Origin of the sequence: Pantoea sp. MBLJ3 (assembly GCF_000816655.1) — a bacterium.
GTDB classification, from domain to species: Bacteria; Pseudomonadota; Gammaproteobacteria; order Enterobacterales; family Enterobacteriaceae; genus Pantoea; species Pantoea eucalypti.
In genome coordinates this window covers 1,356,546-1,374,428 of record NZ_JSUT01000005.1, presented here as the reverse complement: position 1 = coordinate 1,374,428, position 17,883 = coordinate 1,356,546, and the positions used below count along the sequence as shown (strand labels likewise).

General features: G+C 53.7%; 17 protein-coding genes and 1 other annotated feature. Of the genes, 15 read left to right on the top strand and 2 right to left on the bottom strand.

Going from position 1 to position 17,883, the window contains the following annotated elements; translation table 11 throughout:
* Positions 1–227: 227 nt before the first annotated feature.
* From thrS to NP77_RS12715, 14 genes are all read left to right on the top strand, one after another.
* On the top strand, positions 228–2,156 hold the full coding sequence (gene thrS / locus NP77_RS12775; protein ID WP_039660375.1) for a threonine--tRNA ligase: 1,929 nt from the start codon (positions 228–230) through the stop codon (positions 2,154–2,156).
* Between the two features lie 3 nt (positions 2,157–2,159).
* Positions 2,160–2,711 carry a translation initiation factor IF-3 gene (infC, locus tag NP77_RS12770; protein WP_033732471.1) on the top strand — a complete coding sequence of 184 codons (552 nt, stop codon included), beginning with the start codon at positions 2,160–2,162 and terminating at the stop codon, positions 2,709–2,711.
* A gap of 99 nt (positions 2,712–2,810) precedes the next feature.
* A complete protein-coding gene (rpmI, locus tag NP77_RS12765) occupies positions 2,811–3,008 on the top strand; it encodes a 50S ribosomal protein L35 (RefSeq protein WP_004157374.1) in 198 nt (65 codons plus the stop codon).
* 44 nt (positions 3,009–3,052) lie between these two features.
* Positions 3,053–3,409: a 50S ribosomal protein L20 gene (rplT, locus tag NP77_RS12760; protein WP_003853267.1), complete on the top strand. Its 357-nt coding sequence runs from the start codon at positions 3,053–3,055 to the stop codon at positions 3,407–3,409.
* Positions 3,410–3,526: 117 nt separating this feature from the next.
* Positions 3,527–3,652, top strand: a sequence feature (Phe leader region).
* Complete coding sequence (gene pheM, locus NP77_RS23455; protein ID WP_106120997.1) at positions 3,532–3,576, top strand: pheST operon leader peptide PheM; 45 nt, start codon at positions 3,532–3,534, stop codon at positions 3,574–3,576. It overlaps the preceding feature by 45 nt.
* Before the next feature lie 71 nt (positions 3,653–3,723).
* Entirely contained in the window at positions 3,724–4,707 is a 984-nt protein-coding gene (gene pheS / locus NP77_RS12755) for a phenylalanine--tRNA ligase subunit alpha (RefSeq protein WP_039660373.1), read from the top strand.
* 14 nt (positions 4,708–4,721) lie between these two features.
* Positions 4,722–7,109 carry a phenylalanine--tRNA ligase subunit beta gene (gene pheT / locus NP77_RS12750; RefSeq protein ID WP_039660371.1) on the top strand — a complete coding sequence of 796 codons (2,388 nt, stop codon included), beginning with the start codon at positions 4,722–4,724 and terminating at the stop codon, positions 7,107–7,109.
* 4 nt (positions 7,110–7,113) lie between these two features.
* Positions 7,114–7,416, top strand: coding sequence for an integration host factor subunit alpha (ihfA, locus tag NP77_RS12745; protein ID WP_003853259.1), 303 nt, complete (start codon positions 7,114–7,116; stop codon positions 7,414–7,416).
* A gap of 178 nt (positions 7,417–7,594) precedes the next feature.
* Positions 7,595–8,578 carry a vitamin B12 ABC transporter permease BtuC gene (gene btuC / locus NP77_RS12740; RefSeq protein WP_039660368.1) on the top strand — a complete coding sequence of 328 codons (984 nt, stop codon included), beginning with the start codon at positions 7,595–7,597 and terminating at the stop codon, positions 8,576–8,578.
* 49 nt (positions 8,579–8,627) lie between these two features.
* Positions 8,628–9,173 carry a glutathione peroxidase gene (locus NP77_RS12735; protein ID WP_039660366.1) on the top strand — a complete coding sequence of 182 codons (546 nt, stop codon included), beginning with the start codon at positions 8,628–8,630 and terminating at the stop codon, positions 9,171–9,173.
* Positions 9,174–9,923, top strand: a complete 750-nt coding sequence (btuD, locus tag NP77_RS12730; protein WP_039660363.1) for a vitamin B12 ABC transporter ATP-binding protein BtuD — start codon at positions 9,174–9,176, stop codon at positions 9,921–9,923.
* Between the two features lie 68 nt (positions 9,924–9,991).
* The gene (locus tag NP77_RS12725) at positions 9,992–10,450 is read left to right on the top strand and encodes a C40 family peptidase (RefSeq protein WP_003853251.1); all 459 of its coding nucleotides are present in this window, start codon (positions 9,992–9,994) and stop codon (positions 10,448–10,450) included.
* A 294-nt stretch (positions 10,451–10,744) separates the two neighbouring features.
* On the top strand, positions 10,745–11,491 hold the full coding sequence (locus tag NP77_RS12720) for an EAL domain-containing protein (RefSeq protein ID WP_003853250.1): 747 nt from the start codon (positions 10,745–10,747) through the stop codon (positions 11,489–11,491).
* Between the two features lie 79 nt (positions 11,492–11,570).
* Complete coding sequence (locus NP77_RS12715; protein WP_039660360.1) at positions 11,571–13,022, top strand: protein adenylyltransferase SelO; 1,452 nt, start codon at positions 11,571–11,573, stop codon at positions 13,020–13,022.
* Between the two features lie 7 nt (positions 13,023–13,029).
* Here NP77_RS12715 and NP77_RS12710 read toward each other — a convergent pair whose 3' ends face one another.
* Together NP77_RS12710 and NP77_RS12705 are read right to left on the bottom strand one after the other, a co-directional pair.
* Positions 13,030–14,076, bottom strand: coding sequence for a 3-deoxy-7-phosphoheptulonate synthase (locus tag NP77_RS12710; protein WP_039660358.1), 1,047 nt, complete (start codon positions 14,074–14,076; stop codon positions 13,030–13,032).
* Between the two features lie 152 nt (positions 14,077–14,228).
* Positions 14,229–15,056, bottom strand: a complete 828-nt coding sequence (locus tag NP77_RS12705) for a pyruvate, water dikinase regulatory protein (RefSeq protein WP_003853242.1) — start codon at positions 15,054–15,056, stop codon at positions 14,229–14,231.
* A gap of 436 nt (positions 15,057–15,492) precedes the next feature.
* Between NP77_RS12705 and ppsA the strand changes: the two genes are divergently transcribed.
* A complete protein-coding gene (ppsA, locus tag NP77_RS12700; protein WP_039660356.1) occupies positions 15,493–17,877 on the top strand; it encodes a phosphoenolpyruvate synthase in 2,385 nt (794 codons plus the stop codon).
* Positions 17,878–17,883 lie beyond the last annotated feature (6 nt).

Below are 17,883 nucleotides of genomic sequence, written 5' to 3'. Positions count from 1 at the left end.
TATCCGGCGGCCTGACAGTGTGTCAGGCCGCTTTTTTTTGTCCTCTCCATGGCTTAGGGAAAAGGGGATGGGTTTTTCTCAACGGGGAAAACTGCTATTATCTGCCCCGCACTAAAATCCTGGCGACATTCCGACAATGTGGGTCTGATATCACGCCAGGTCACTCATTCTACATTACATTGCATGTAGGCTTTCGTGTGGCTTACCACTGCAAATAAGGATATGAAATGCCTGTAATTACGCTTCCTGATGGCAGCCAGCGTGTCTTTGACCGCCCCGTCAGTGTGATGGATATTGCGCTGGACATCGGTCCGGGTCTGGCAAAAGCCTGCATCGCTGGCCGCGTTAACGGTGAACTGGTTGATGCTGTCGATCCCATTACCGAAGATGCTGCTGTTGCGATTATTACCGCTAAAGATGAAGCGGGCCTGGAAATCATCCGTCACTCCTGTGCGCACCTGTTAGGGCATGCGATTAAACAGCTGTGGCCGGATACCAAAATGGCGATCGGTCCGGTCATTGATAACGGCTTCTATTATGATGTCGACATCGATCGTACCCTGACTCAGGAAGATATCGACCTGCTGGAAAAACGCATGCATCAGTTGGCTGAAACCAACTACGATGTGGTGAAGAAAAAGGTCAGCTGGCAGGAAGCACGTGACGTCTTTGCGGCGCGCGGCGAAATTTACAAGACCACCATACTTGATGAAAACATCAGCCATGACGATAAACCTGGCCTGTATCATCACGAAGAATATGTCGACATGTGCCGCGGTCCGCACGTGCCGAACATGCGGTTCTGCCATCATTTTAAACTGCAGAAGATCTCCGGTGCCTACTGGCGCGGCGACAGCAACAACAAAATGCTGCAGCGTATTTATGGCACCGCATGGGCAGACAAAAAGCAGCTGGCAGCCTATCTGCAGCGTCTGGAAGAGGCGGCGAAGCGTGACCATCGTAAGATTGGTAAGCAGCTGGATCTCTACCATATGCAGGAAGAAGCACCAGGCATGGTCTTCTGGCATAATGACGGCTGGACCATCTTCCGCGAACTGGAAGTGTTTGTCCGCAGCAAATTAAAAGAGTACCAGTACCAGGAAGTGAAAGGTCCCTTCATGATGGACCGCGTCCTGTGGGAAAAAACCGGGCACTGGGAAAACTACAAAGAAGCGATGTTCACGACCTCGTCTGAGAACCGTGAATATTGCATCAAACCGATGAACTGTCCTGGGCATGTTCAGATCTTCAATCAGGGTCTGAAATCTTACCGTGACCTGCCATTGCGTATGGCGGAGTTCGGTAGCTGTCACCGTAATGAACCATCAGGTGCGCTGCACGGTCTGATGCGTGTACGTGGCTTTACCCAGGATGATGCGCACGTCTTCTGTACTGAAGAGCAGGTACGTGACGAAGTAAACAGCTGTATCCGCATGGTTTATGACATGTACAGCACCTTCGGCTTTGAAAAGATCGTGGTGAAGTTATCCACCCGTCCTGAGAAGCGCATCGGTACAGATGAAATGTGGGATCGTGCCGAGGAAGACCTGGCTGCCGCGCTGAACGAAAACAATATTGAGTTTGAGTTCCAGCCTGGCGAAGGTGCGTTCTACGGTCCTAAAATTGAGTTCACGTTGTATGATTGCCTTGATCGCGCCTGGCAGTGCGGCACAGTTCAGCTAGACTTCTCCCTGCCAAAACGCCTTGAAGCAACGTATGTGGGTGAAAACAATGATCGTCAGACGCCAGTGATGATTCACCGTGCGATTCTGGGATCAATGGAGCGTTTCATCGGTATTCTTACCGAAGAATTTGCCGGTTTCTTCCCAACCTGGCTGGCACCGCTGCAAGTCGTGGTAATGAATATTACCGATGGACAAGCGGAATATGTTGAGTCTTTGACGCGTAAGCTGCAGAATGCTGGCATTCGTGTGAAAGCAGACTTGAGAAATGAGAAGATAGGCTTTAAAATCCGCGAGCACACATTACGTCGCGTCCCTTATATGTTGGTCTGCGGTGATAAAGAGGTGGAAGCTGGCAAAGTTGCCGTTCGCACCCGCCGTGGTAAAGACCTTGGGTCGATGGATGTCGATGTGTTTGTTGCGAAATTGCAACAAGAGGTTCGCAGCCGAAATCTTCAACAATTGGAGGAATAAAGTATTAAAGGCGGAAAACGAGTACTACCTACGCGTCCGAACAAGATTAACAGTGAAATTCGCGCAACTGAAGTGCGCTTAACAGGCATGGATGGCGAGCCGATTGGCATTGTCACATTACGCGAAGCTTTGGAAAAAGCTGAGGAAGCGGGCGGCGACTTAGTCGAAATCAGCCCGAATGCCGAACCGCCGGTCTGCCGTATTATGGATTACGGCAAGTTCCTCTATGAAAAAAGCAAATCTTCTAAGGAACAGAAGAAGAAGCAGAAAGTTATTCAGGTCAAGGAAATCAAATTCCGTCCTGGAACCGATGATGGCGACTATCAGGTCAAACTACGCAACCTGATTCGCTTTCTGGAAGATGGCGATAAAGCCAAAATCACGCTGCGTTTCCGCGGTCGTGAGATGGCGCACCAGCAGATCGGTATGGAAGTGCTTAACCGCGTCCGTAAAGACCTGTGTGAAGATCTGGATTTGGCCATTGTCGAATCCTTCCCTTCGAAGATCGAAGGCCGCCAGATGATCATGGTGCTCGCTCCTAAGAAGAAACAGTAGGCTTTCAAGTAGCAGTAATCGCGCAACGCTTGCGTTGTGCGATTGTCTGTTCGCCTGTCTGGGTCATGTTATTAACAATGCGAAGTGGATATTTTTAAAATGCCAAAGATTAAAACTGTACGTGGCGCGGCTAAGCGCTTCAAGAAGACCGCTTCTGGCGGCTTCAAGCGTAAACACGCAAACCTGCGTCATATTCTGACTAAAAAATCTACTAAGCGTAAACGTCACCTGCGTCCGAAAGGCATGGTGTCTAAAGGCGATCTGGGTCTGGTTATTGCCTGCCTGCCGTACGCATAAGTAAATTTTTTTCTTTAATTCAGAATATTAAACAGGAGAGCTAAATGGCTCGTGTAAAACGTGGTGTAGTTGCTCGCGCACGTCACAAAAAAATCTTAAAACAAGCTAAAGGCTATTACGGTGCACGTTCACGTGTTTACCGTGTTGCTTTCCAGGCTGTTATCAAAGCTGGTCAGTATGCTTACCGTGACCGTCGTCAGCGTAAGCGTCAGTTCCGTCAGCTGTGGATCGCGCGTATTAACGCAGCGGCACGTCAGAACGGCATGTCATACAGCCGTTTCATCAATGGTCTGAAGAAAGCAGCCATTGAGATTGACCGTAAGATCCTGGCCGACATCGCTGTATTCGACAAAGTGGCATTCTCTGCACTGGTCGAAAAAGCGAAATCAGCCCTGGCGTAAGTCAGATGGAAAAGGGAGCTTGCTCCCTTTTTTATTGCCTGTAACTTACGCAAATGATTGACATTTTAGTCGCTGAGCATTTCAATAGTACCCCTGTATAGCATCACAAGGTAACCGCAAGCATGAATGCTGCTATTTTCCGTTTCTTTTTTTACTTTAGCGCCTGACATTCGGGGGCTTTTGCGCATAAGAGAAGAAACGAAAAATCGCGCTGAAAGCCTCCCTCGTGGAGGCTTTTTTGTTTCTGGCGCTAGCATATTGGACCGGCAGGTCCCAACGAGAACTGACCAGCCTGACTGGAAAAAGAGGAAATTATGTTCCAACTCGCAGAACTGGTGGCCAGCGCCACGGCGGCCATCGACGGGGCGACGGATATCGCCGCCCTTGACGCGGTGCGCGTCGAATACCTGGGTAAGAAAGGACATCTGACACTGCAGATGACCACATTACGCGAGCTGCCAGCCGAAGAGCGTCCTGCAGCGGGCGCTGTTATCAACGAAGCGAAACAGCAGGTCACCGAGCGTCTCAATGCACGCAAAGATGCGCTGGAATCCGCAGTGCTGAACGCCCGTCTTGCGGAAGAGACCATTGATGTTTCTCTGCCGGGCCGTCGTATTGAGAATGGCGGTCTGCATCCGGTGACCCGCACCATGGATCGCATTGAGACTTTCTTCGGTGAGTTAGGCTTTGCTGTCGTGACCGGACCAGAAATTGAAGATGATTATCATAACTTCGATGCGCTGAATATTCCTGCCCATCATCCGGCGCGTGCCGATCATGATACCTTCTGGTTCGACGCTACCCGCCTGCTGCGCACCCAGACCTCTGGTGTGCAGATCCGTACTATGCAGGCGCAGCAGCCGCCAATCCGCATTATCGCGCCAGGCCGCGTCTACCGTAACGATTACGATCAGACGCATACGCCGATGTTCCATCAGATGGAAGGGCTGATTGTTGATAAAAACATCAGCTTTACCAATCTGAAAGGGACGCTGCACGATTTCCTGAATAACTTCTTCGAAGAAGATTTGCAGATCCGTTTCCGTCCTTCTTATTTCCCGTTTACTGAGCCGTCCGCAGAAGTGGACGTGATGGGTAAAAACGGTAAATGGCTCGAAGTGCTGGGTTGCGGCATGGTACATCCAAATGTGCTGCGTAATGTCGGCATCGATCCGGAAGTCTATTCCGGCTTCGCCTTTGGTATGGGCATGGAGCGTCTGACCATGTTGCGCTACGGCGTGACCGATCTGCGTGCTTTCTTCGAAAATGATTTACGTTTCCTCAAACAATTTAAGTAAGGGCAGGATATCCAATGAAATTCAGTGAACTCTGGTTACGCGAATGGGTAAATCCAGCCCTGGACAGCGCTGCGTTGTCTGAACAAATCACCATGGCTGGCCTGGAAGTGGACGGCGTTGAGCCGGTTGCGGGTGCGTTTCATGGCGTCGTGGTCGGTGAAGTGGTGGAGTGCGGTCAGCACCCCAATGCCGACAAGCTGCGTGTGACCAAAATCAATGTGGGCGGCGAGCGTCTGCTGGATATCGTCTGTGGCGCGCCGAACTGCCGTCAGGGACTGAAAGTCGCCGTCGCGACCGTGGGTGCCGTGCTGCCAGGTGATTTCAAAATCAAAGCGGCCAAACTGCGTGGCGAGCCGTCTGAAGGTATGCTCTGCTCGTTCTCCGAGCTGGGCATTTCCGACGACCACAACGGCATTATCGAACTGCCTGCCGATGCGCCCATTGGCACCGACATCCGCACATACCTGCAGCTGGATGACAACACCATCGAAATCAGCGTCACGCCTAACCGCGCCGACTGCCTGGGTCTGATCGGTATCGCCCGTGATGTCGCTGTGCTGAACGGTTTACCGCTGAACAAGCCGCAGATGCAGCCGGTCACGGCTACGCTCAACGAGACATTCCCGATCCAGGTTGACGCAACAGAAGCCTGTCCGCGCTATCTGGGCCGCGTAGTGAAAGGGATTAACGTTGCGGCGGCGACGCCACTGTGGATGAAAGAGAAGCTGCGTCGCTGCGGCATTCGCTCAATCGATCCGGTTGTAGACATCACTAACTACGTTCTGCTGGAACTGGGTCAGCCGATGCACGCCTTCGACCTCGACCGCATTGACGGCGGTATCGTGGTGCGCATGGCGAAAGAGGGCGAAAAGCTGACACTGCTGGATGGCACTGAAGCCAGTCTGCAAAGTGATACCTTAGTGATCGCCGATCACCAGAAAGCGCTGGCCATGGCCGGTATTTTTGGTGGCGAACATTCAGGTGTGAACGGCGAAACGCAAAACATCCTGTTCGAGTGCGCATACTTTGACCCGCTTTCTATCACCGGTCGCGCACGTCGTCACGGTCTGCATACCGACGCGTCACATCGCTACGAGCGTGGCGTTGACCCGGCGCTGCAACACACCGCGCTGGAGCGTGCGACCGAGCTGCTGCTGTCAATCTGCGGCGGTGAAGCGGGCCCAGTCATCGATCAGACCCATCAGACAGCCCTGCCTGTACCGGCGACAATCACCCTGCGCCGTGAAAAACTGGACCGTCTGATTGGTCACGTCATTGCGGATGATCAGGTCACTGACATCCTTACCCGCCTGGGCTGTGAAGTCACTGTGGGTGAAGGGCAGTGGCAGGCTGTGGCCCCGAGCTGGCGCTTCGATATGGCGATCGAAGAAGATCTGGTCGAAGAAGTGGCGCGTATTTACGGCTACAACAACATTCCGGATGTGCCAGTACAGGCCGGGCTGGTAATGACCCAGCACCGCGAAGCGAACCTGTCGCTGAAACGCGCTAAAAACATGCTGGTGGATAAAGGTTATCAGGAAGCGATTACCTACAGCTTCGTTGATCCAAAAATCCAGCAGCTGCTTCATCCGGGTGAAGAGGCGCTGCTACTGCCAAGCCCGATCTCCAGCGACATGTCGACGATGCGTCTGTCACTCTGGACTGGCCTGCTCAGTGCAGTGGTTTACAACCAGAACCGTCAGCAGAGTCGCGTACGCCTGTTCGAGAGCGGCTTACGTTTTGTACCCGATACCCAGGCGGATTTAGGTATCCGTCAGGATCTTATGCTGGCTGGCGTGATCAGTGGCAACCGCGTTGAAGAGCACTGGGATCTGGCGCGTCAGACCGTTGACTTCTATGATTTGAAAGGCGATTTAGAGTCGCTGCTCGATTTAACCGGCAAACTGGATAACATCAGCTTCCGTGCTGAAGTGAATCCGGCGTTGCATCCAGGACAGAGCGCGGCGATTTATTTGCATGATGAACATATCGGTTTTATCGGCGTGGTTCATCCTGAGCTGGAACGTAAGCTTGATCTTAATGGCCGCACCTTAGTCTTTGAACTGCTTTGGAATAAGGTCGCAGACCGCGTCCTGCCTGACGCGCGCGAGATTTCTCGCTTCCCGGCGAACCGTCGTGATATTGCTGTTGTGGTGGCTGAAAACGTCCCTGCAGCAGATATCATCGCAGAGTGTAAGAAAGTTGGCGTAAATCAGGTAGTTGGCGTAAACTTGTTTGACGTGTACCGCGGTAAGGGCGTTTCTGAGGGCTACAAGAGCCTCGGAATCAGCCTGATTTTGCAGGATACCAGCCGGACACTCGAAGAAGAGGAGATTGCCGCGACCGTTGGCAAATGCGTTGCGGCATTAAAAGAGCGATTCCAGGCAACCTTGAGGGATTGAACCTATGGCGCTTACAAAAGCTGAGATGTCAGAGTACCTGTTTGAGAAACTCGGGTTAAGCAAACGCGATGCCAAAGAGTTAGTGGAGCTGTTTTTCGAAGAGGTTCGCCGCGCTTTGGAAAATGGAGAACAGGTTAAACTGTCTGGGTTTGGTAATTTCGACCTGCGTGACAAAAACCAGCGTCCTGGCAGAAACCCGAAAACGGGTGAAGATATTCCGATTACTGCGCGTCGCGTAGTAACGTTCCGCCCAGGACAGAAGCTGAAAAGCCGCGTAGAGAACGCTACACCCAAAGAGACTGACTGAATTTCAGCGTTTCAAAAAGGCCGCGAAAGCGGCCTTTTTTCATGGTTCCGGCACACAACATCACCGCTCCCCGCGCCGTTAATCGCCACGTCAGGCCTGCGCAAACCGCCTCATCAGCCTTTCTTTTTTCTGCAATCTCTCTACAATCAAATCACTGTTTTCTCAGCTAATCCTGCTTATGTCTCTGCTCGACACGTTCGCGCGCCAGTCCGACCAGCGCGGCCAGAAATGGCTGATTGCGCTGGCTCTTACGCTCTGTGCACTGCTCTGTCTCAGCCTCTGTGCCGGAGACAGCTGGATCGCGCCCGCAGCGTGGTTCACCGAGAGCGGCAGACTCTTTGTCTGGCAGTTGCGGTTGCCCCGCAGCCTGGCGGTGGTGCTGGTGGGGGCGTCTCTGGCGATATGCGGTGTGGTGATGCAGGCGCTGTTTACCAATCCGCTGGCAGAGCCTGGCCTCCTTGGCGTCTCGAACGGCGCCGGTATTGGCCTGGTGCTCGGCGTGCTGCTGGGCAGCGGCTCGCTGTGGAGCCTCGGGTTGGCGGCGATGGCCGGTGCGTTGATTATTACGCTGATTCTGCTGCATTTTGCGCATCGTCAGCTTTCGGTCACCCGGCTGTTGCTGACCGGTGTGGCGCTGGGGATTATTTGCAGCGCCATCATGACCTGGGCGGTCTACTTCAGCACCAGTCTCGATCTGCGTCAGTTGATGTACTGGATGATGGGGGGATTCAGCGGGATTGACTGGCGCTATGGCTGGATGATGCTGGCGCTGCTGCCGGTGATGCTGGCCCTGGGAGCGACCGGGCCAATCCTCAATCTGCTGGCGCTGGGCGAGACATCCGCCCGTCAGCTCGGACTGTCCCTCTTTTACTGGCGTAACCTGCTGGTGCTGGCGATGGGATGGCTGGTGGGTATCAGCGTCGCGATGGCCGGTGCCATTGGTTTTGTCGGGCTGGTCATCCCGCATCTCCTGCGCCTGAGCGGTATCAGCGATCACCGTTATCTGCTGCCGGCCTCGGCGCTGGCGGGCGCGGCGGTGCTTCTGGCCGCCGATATCGTGGCACGTCTGGCGCTGACCTCGGCGGAATTGCCGATAGGTGTCGTGACCGCGACACTGGGCGCGCCGCTGTTTATTATTTTACTGGTGAAATCTTCGCGCTAGCTTCGGCTGGTTATTCTGGATCCACAACAGCATCCACAAAGGAAATAGCATGAACATTTATGAGACTGAACTGGTTACGCTCGATGGGGAAAAAACCACGCTGTCACAGTGGCAGGGCAAGGTTCTGCTGGTGGTCAATGTGGCCTCTAAATGTGGTCTGACGCCGCAATATGAAGAGCTGGAAAGCCTGCAGAAAGCCTGGAAGGATCAGGGCTTCAGCGTACTCGGTTTCCCCTGCAATCAGTTTCTGGAGCAGGAGCCGGGCAGCAGTGAGGAGATCAAAACCTTCTGCAGCACGACCTATGGCGTCACGTTCCCGATGTTTGCCAAAACCGAGGTCAACGGCGAAGGTCGTCATCCACTTTATGCGCAGATGATCGCGGCCCGTCCTGATGCGGTGCGTCCGGAAGGCAGCGGCTTTTACGAGCGTATGGAGAGTAAAGGCCGCGCGCCGAAAGCGCAGGGCGACATTCTGTGGAATTTCGAAAAATTCCTGATTGGCCGTGACGGCAGCGTGATCCAGCGTTTTGCACCTGATATGACGCCGGAAGATCCAATCATTCTGGAAACCATTAAGCAGGCGCTGGCAAAATAGATGCTGTTACGCCTGCATCAGGCTGCTGTTCCCGGGCGGCTGCTGACAATGAACGGTGAGCTTGCCGCCGGTCAGCTGCTGCACGTGGCAGGCCCGAATGGCGCAGGTAAAAGCACCTTACTGAGTGTGATGGCGGGTCTGCAACCCGCCTCAGGGAGGGTGCTGCTGGATGAAAAGCCACTGCGTGACTGGAACGGCGCGGCACTCTCCAGGGTTCGGGGCTGGCTGCCCCAGCAGCAGGCGCCGCTGAGCCAGATGCCGGTCTGGCACTATTTACGTCTGCATCTGAAGCCGGCGGGGTCGCACTCCGATGTCCGGCTCAGTACGCTGCTGCAACAGCTGCAGCTGCAGGATAAATTAACCCGTTCCCTGACCAGACTCTCCGGCGGTGAATGGCAGCGCGTCAGGCTGGCGGCAGTCTGCGCGCAGATTGATCCTCTCATCAATCCCCACGGGCGATTGTTAATTCTCGATGAGCCAATGACGGCGCTGGATATCGGCCAGCAGAAAGCGGCAGACGATCTGATTGCGGCGCTGTGCGCGGCAGGTATCAGCGTTATCGCCAGTAGTCACGACCTCAACCATAGCCTGCAACACGCCGATCGGGTCTGGCTGATGAACAGGGGACAGGTGGTTGCGCAGGGCGAACCGGCAAAGGTCCTGACGCCGCAGCGCCTGACTCCGCTTTACCAGATAACTTTCCGGCAGATTCAACTCGAAGGACGCACGCTACTGACCGTCCTGCCCTGACACTTGCTACATGGCGGGCTTTACCGCTACATTAAGCCGGTTGTAACTTCTGATAAGGACATTTGGCGATGCGCCTGGGTTTGCTGATTTTAGTTCTGCTGCTGACGGGATGCAGTCATCACGCTCCGCCGATTAATGGCCGTCTTTCCGATTCGATCACTGTGATAGCGGAACTGAACGATCAGCTCGGTCACTGGCGTGGCACGCCTTATCGCTATGGCGGCATGAGTCGTAATGGCGTTGACTGCTCTGGCTTTGTCTATCTGACCTTCCGCGACAAATTTTCGCTACAGCTGCCGCGCACCACCTCAGCCCAAAGCGATATCGGCACCCGAATCAGTAAAGATGAACTGCTGCCAGGCGATCTGGTCTTTTTCAAAACCGGACGTGGCGAAAATGGCCTGCATGTGGGTATTTATGACACCGATAATGCCTTCATCCACGCGTCAACCAGCCAGGGCGTAGTCCGCTCTTCGCTCGACAATGTCTACTGGCGGAAAGTGTTCTGGCAGGCGCGCCGTATTTAAACGCCGTTCGCCAAATCTGACTTAAGTCCAATTTTAAATAGAGCCGCAACAGAGAGTAAAAGCTTTATTTTAAATGACAGTTATTGACTGTGGGTTTTAATAACCAGAATAAATGCTTTTTTAATTCCACTAATAAGCGGTATTTTATCGCTATTATTTGGCTTAAGCGTGACTGCCTGTTGTCAAACGGCGGTGGAAGGGCAAAGAAGTCCGTCTCTTCAATGATTTGGCACTATTGCCTGTACCCAACCATTACTATACGATATCTCCATCGCCGCTTATTCTGGCATCAAAATGAAAATTCATCTCTCGGCCGACTATCAGTCGGAAATCTGGTTCTATCCTGTCTGTGATGTTCACGGACGGTTGACCGCTGTCGAGCTGGTAACGCAGTTGGTGCATGAAAGTGCTCCCATCACTCTGCCGCAGGATCTGTTGCTGCCGCAGCTTGATGAGTCGCAGCAGCTGCGCCTTCTGCAAAGTCAGATTGGATTGCTGGAGCAGAATCGCGCGTTATTTGAAGCGCATTCTGTGTCAGCATTTATCCGTATTGATGAAGGGATGGCCCGGACACTGCTGGCCAGTGAATTAGTTATGCGGAAAATAAAGCAGCTGCCGTTCATTCTGTTGAATATCACTGAAACGTTTCCGCAACTGAAACTGGGCAAAAATAATCCCTTACTGGCTGACCTGCACGCTGAATTTAATTTAGCACTTTCACATTTCGGCGCGGGTAAGACACCCTCTAATGCAGTCTACGATAATTTATTCAGTTGTATCTGTCTGGATAAAGAGTTTATTCATTCGCTGGCAAAACGCGCGTCATTCGTGCCGTTTATTCAGAGCATTATCGATAATTTTCGCGCCCATTGTGACCGACTCATTATTTGTGGCATTGACGATGAAGTGTTGTTCGATAAAGTCAGCCAGCTGAACGGTGTCGACTTCCAGGGTGCGCTCTTCCCGGTAGTAAAATCGGATGCACTGCGTTCACTGCTCTGCGCCGATGATCGTATGCCATCTTCTCAGCATCCTGGTTGATACCCTCTGTTAATCCCCGCTATCAGCGTTACACTAGAGGACTCATCTACGTACCGCTGAGCAGCGCATGGGAGAAATAATGTCTTCTGGTAAGGCCACTTTTGACAACACCTGGTTTCGGGAACTGACAGGGTGTTACACCGCGCTAAACCCCACACCGCTGACTGGCGGACGCCTGCTGTATCACAACGCACCGCTTGCAACCTCAATGGGTCTGGATCCCGAACTCTTTGCCGGTAACGGTCATGACGTCTGGCACGGCGCAGCCCTGTTACCCGGCATGCAGCCGCTGGCGCAGGTCTACAGTGGCCATCAGTTTGGCGTCTGGGCGGGCCAGCTTGGTGACGGGCGCGGCATTCTGCTGGGTGAACAGCGCCTTGATGATGGCAGTAAACTTGACTGGCATCTCAAGGGCGCAGGCCTGACGCCTTACTCAAGGATGGGGGATGGTCGCGCTGTCATCCGTTCCAGCGTGCGAGAGTTCCTCGCCTCAGAGGCGCTGCACCATCTTGGCATTCCCACCACGCGAGCATTGACCCTGTCGATAGGCGATGAGCCGGTCTACCGCGAAACCACCGAACGTGGCGCAATGCTGATGCGTATCTCACCGAGCCATCTGCGGTTCGGGCATTTCGAGCATTTCTTTTATAGTCAGCAGCAGGAGAAAGTGCAGCAGCTGGCCGACTACGCGATTCGTCATCACTGGCCGCATCTGGAAGCGGAAGCGGACCGCTATCAGCAATGGTTTACCGACATTGTGTTACGTACCGCGCGGCTGATTGCCCTGTGGCAGAGCGTGGGCTTTGCGCATGGGGTGATGAACACCGACAACATGTCGATTCTTGGCCTGACCATCGACTATGGCCCCTTTGGTTTTCTGGATGATTATCAGCCTGACTTCATCTGCAATCACAGCGACTATCAGGGTCGCTACAGCTTTGAAAATCAGCCGATGATTGGCCTGTGGAATCTTAACCGGCTGGCGCACGCGCTTTCGGGTCTGCTGACCACGGAGCAGTTGCGGACGGCACTGAGCGCCTATGAACCTGAACTGATGCGGGTCTGGGGCGAGCGGATGCGTGCGAAGCTCGGTCTGTTGACACAGCAGAGCAACGATAATGAGATTCTGACCGATCTGCTGGCCCTGATGACCCAGGAGCACAGCGATTACACGCTGACGTTCCGGCTGCTAAGTGAGACTCAACAGGCTGAAAGCCGCTCACCGTTGCGCGATGAGTTTATCGATCGTGAGGCGTTTGATGGCTGGTATCAGCGCTATCGCAGCCGTCTGATGGACGAGCAGGTCAGTGATACGGAACGTCAGGCAGTGATGAAGGCCGCTAATCCGGCGGTGATTCTGCGCAACTATCTGGCACAGCAGGCGATTGAAGAGGCGGAGCGGGGCGAGCAGGGTGCGCTGGCACGCCTGCATCAGGCGTTACAGCAGCCCTTTAGCGATAAGACGGCCGCTGAATATCGTCAGCGGCCGCCAGACTGGGGCAAAACGTTAGAGGTGAGCTGCTCCAGCTAACTGAAAATCAGAGGCGATGAGAAACCGCCTCGGCCAGCAGGGCGAGCACTTTTTCGCTCTCCTGCCAGCCGAGGCAGGGATCGGTAATCGACTTGCCGTAAACCAGCGGTTCGCCGCTCACCACTTTCTGATTACCCTCTTCCAGGAAGCTCTCAATCATCACACCGGCAACAGCCCGCGATCCTGCTTTAATCTGCTCCGCTACCTCTGCCGCCACATCCATCTGACGACGATGCTGCTTCAGGCAGTTGCCGTGACTGAAGTCGATTACCAGCTGCTCTGGCAGATTAAAGGCAGACAGACTCTCCGCCGCGGCAGCGACATCACTGGCATGATAGTTAGGCTGCTTGCCACCACGCAGGATCACATGTCCATGCGGGTTGCCGCTGGTCTGATAGATCGTCATCTGTCCCAGCTTGTCCGGCGACAGGAACATATGGCTGGCGCGTGCGGCGCGAATCGCATCCACGGCAATCTGAACGTTACCGTCGGTGCCGTTTTTAAAGCCGACCGGGCAGGAGAGGGCCGACGCCATTTCTCGGTGGATCTGGCTTTCGGTGGTGCGTGCGCCAATCGCTCCCCAGCTGATCAGGTCGGCAATAAACTGGCCGATCACCATATCCAGGAACTCTGTGGCGGTAGGCAATCCCAGCGCGTTGATATCAATCAGCAGTTTGCGGGCGATACCAATGCCCCGGTTTACATCGTAGCTGCCATCCAGGTTCGGATCAGAGATTAAGCCTTTCCAGCCCACCACGGTGCGCGGCTTCTCGAAGTAGGCGCGCATCACAATTTCCAGCCGATCGTCATAGCGGCTGCGCAATGCGTTAAGACGCTCTGCATACTCCAGAGCCGCTTTCGGGTCGTGCAGTGAGCAGGGGCCAATCACCACCAGCAGGCGGGGATCTTCACCGGTCAGAATACGGGCTATACGTTTACGGGCAGCCGTGACATTGTCGGCAATGGCCGGGGAAACGGGATGGTCAGCCGCCAGGCTGGCGGGAGTAATCAGACTACCAATGCGTGCGGTACGCAGTTCGTCGGTTTTGTTCATGAGTTTCTCGAAAACGGTTCTTCGCAGCGGTGAAATACCGGGAAGTGATGGTGGTCACAATAAACCATTAGCCTGCGAATTCAACCCGGGATTTGATAATGAAATCAAAAGCGACGGCAGCATCGCTTTACAACTCAGCATCGATAACACTCTCAGTACATGCGGCGCGTCAGACCCATGATGTCGAGAATTTTGGTGGCAATTTCTTCCACCGAGTAGTTGGTGCTGTTGAGATAGCGGATCTGATGGGTGCGAAACAACGCTTCTACTTCGCCCACTTCCAGTCGGCACTGACGCATTGAGGCGTAACGGGTATTTTCCGCCCGCTCCTGACGTATCGCTGCAAGGCGTTCCGGATCGATAGTCAGCCCGAACAGTTTATTCTGATGCGCGCGCAGCGCGGGCGGCAGTTTGAGGTTATCCATGTCATCTGCGATGAACGGGTAGTTGGCGGCGCGCACACCAAATTGCATCGCCAGATAGAGGCTGGTGGGGGTTTTACCACAGCGCGAGACACCCAACAGAATAACCTGCGCATCCTCGAGTCCGCGCAGCGAGATACCGTCATCATGCGCCAGTGCATAATCGATCGCCGCAATACGCGCATCATATTTACCCAGATTACTGGCATCCAGTCCGTGAGTACGGTGAGCAACCGGTGCGGGGGACAAACCCAGCTCCTGCTGCAGCGGTGCCACCAGCGCCTGCACGATATCCTGACAAAAGCCGTCGCTCTGCACGATGATGTCGCGCACTTCCGGGGTGACGATCGAGAAAAACACCAGTGGCCGCACACCGCTCTGCTGATAAAGGGCGTTAATCTGGGCTTTAACCGCCAGCGCACGCTGGACATTTTCTACGAAGGGCAGCGTCAGACTGGTGATATTAACCGGAAATTGTGACAGCACCGCATGACCCAGTACTTCAGCCGTAATGGCCGTACCATCGGAGATATAAAAAACGCTTCTGTCAGTTGTCATAACGTAATCAGCCTCAGACAAGAGTGAGCCGTTAGCATGAGCCATGCGCTTAAATAATTCATCTCTGATTTTAGTTTCTGTAATGCCTGTCCGGATTTTTTGTCTGCTGTTTCATCAGGATAATTAAAAACTAACCGCGGTTTCACTTCACCGGGATGCTTTAAACCCTTATTACGCTGCAAATAGCCACGCAACTGTTGCGCAACAAAACAGAGGGATTAAATGGCTGAAAATCTGTCATTTCCTGCCGCATCAATCAGTTAGCGAAAAATAGTGTCATTGCGCAACAGCAAAAAATTTCGCTCACAATTCCGAAACTGTTGCTGAAATTCTGCTTTAACGATTCAACACATCGTTATTGAGGGGGTGATATGCCAGGCTGAAAAGAGATAACTCCCTGTGTCCATTCATTGTTAATTGATAAAGGATAAGCGCAATGTCCATTAATGGCGAACAGCCACTCGTGCTCTGGTATAACCAGCTTGGTATGCATGATGTTGATCGGGTAGGCGGTAAGAATGCCTCTCTGGGTGAAATGATTACTAATCTCTCTTCGCTGGGTGTATCTGTACCCAATGGATTCGCGACGACATCCTATGCCTTTAACCTGTTTCTTGATCAAAGCGGGCTCAATCAGCGAATTTACGCGCTGCTGGACAAGACCGATATTGATGATGTGAATGCGCTGGCATCAGCGGGTAAGCAGATTCGTCAGTGGGTGGTGGAGACCCCTTTTCTGCCGGAACTGGAGTCCGCCATTCTGGATGCCTATCAGCAACTTTCTGCCGATGATGAGGCCGCGTCGTTTGCTGTCCGCTCCTCGGCCACCGCGGAAGATATGCCCGATGCCTCCTTTGCTGGTCAGCAGGAAACCTTCCTGAATGTGCAGGGTATCGACGCCGTGATGGTGGCGGTGAAGCATGTCTTTGCTTCGCTGTTTAATGACCGCGCTATCTCTTACCGCGTGCACCAGGGCTATGATCACCGTGGCGTGGCGCTCTCTGCGGGTATTCAGCGTATGGTGCGCTCTGACCTGGCCTCTTCAGGTGTGATGTTCACCATTGATACGGAGTCTGGCTTTGATCAGGTGGTCTTTATTACTGCTGCGCTGGGACTGGGTGAAATGGTGGTGCAGGGTGCCGTTAACCCGGACGAATTCTACGTCCACAAGCCCACGCTGGCAGCGGATCGTCCCGCTATCGTGCGCCGCAATATGGGGTCGAAAAAGGTTCGCATGGTCTATGCCGATTCTCAGGCGCATGGCGAGCAGGTTCAGATCGAAGATGTGCCTGAAGCCGAACGCGATCGTTTTTGCTTAAGTGATGAGGAAGTGCAGGCCCTGGCTAAACAGGCTGTCTTAATTGAACAGCATTATCAGCGTCCGATGGATATTGAGTGGGCCAAAGATGGGCACACCGGTAAGTTGTTCATCGTTCAGGCGCGTCCTGAAACTGTGCGCTCAAATGGTCAGGTCATGGAACGTTATACGCTGCAGGGTCAGGGCAGCGTGGTGGTGGAAGGCCGTGCTATCGGTCATCGTATTGGCGCAGGCGTGGTGAAGGTCATCCACGATATCAGCGAAATGCACCGCATTGAAAAAGGTGATGTGCTGGTGACGGATATGACCGATCCGGACTGGGAACCGATCATGAAAAAGGCGTCAGCGATTGTCACTAACCGTGGCGGACGAACCTGTCATGCGGCAATCATCGCGCGTGAACTGGGTATCCCTGCTGTCGTTGGCTGTGGCGATGCAACCGATCGTTTGAAGGAGGGTCATCAGGTCACGGTTTCCTGTGCTGAGGGCGACACCGGCTACGTCTACGATCAGCTGCTTGATTTTGATGTCACCAGTTCTCAGGTCGATTCGCTGCCTGAACTGCCGCTGAAAATTATGATGAATGTGGGCAACCCCGATCGTGCCTTTGATTTCGCCTGTCTGCCTAACGAAGGTGTCGGTCTGGCGCGTCTGGAATTTATCATTAACCGTATGATTGGCGTCCACCCTAAAGCGCTACTGGAATTCGATCAACAGACACCGGAACTGCAGCAGCAGATCCGTAAAATGATGAAAGGATTTGATAATCCGGTCGAGTTTTACATTGGCCGCCTGACTGAAGGAATTGCCACACTTGGCGCGGCATTTGCACCGAAACGTGTAATTGTCCGACTTTCCGACTTCAAAACGAACGAATATGCCAATCTCGTGGGCGGTGAGCGCTACGAGCCTGAAGAAGAAAACCCGATGCTGGGATTCCGTGGGGCCGGCCGCTACGTAGCGGACAGCTTCCGGGACTGTTTTGCGCTTGAGTGTGAAGCGGTGAAGCGTGTTCGCAATGAGATGGGCCTTACGAACGTTGAGATCATGGTTCCGTTTGTCCGTACCGTGGATCAGGCGCAGGCGGTGGTGGAAGAGCTGGCACGTCAGGGACTGAAGCGCGGCGAAAACGGACTGAAAATCATTATGATGTGCGAGATTCCGTCCAATGCGCTACTGGCGGATCAGTTCCTGCAGCACTTTGATGGCTTCTCAATTGGATCTAACGACATGACCCAGCTGACGCTGGGGCTGGACCGCGACTCCGGCGTTGTCTCTGCACTGTTTGACGAGCGTAATGAAGCCGTGAAAGCGCTGCTTTCCATGGCGATCAAAGCGGCCAAAAAACAGGGTAAATATGTCGGAATCTGTGGGCAGGGACCGTCCGACCATCAGGATTTTGCCGCATGGCTGATGGAAGAGGGCATCGACAGCCTGTCGCTGAACCCGGATACCGTAGTGGAAACCTGGGTGAGTCTGGCGCAGTTAAATAAAACCGCCTGATCCCCG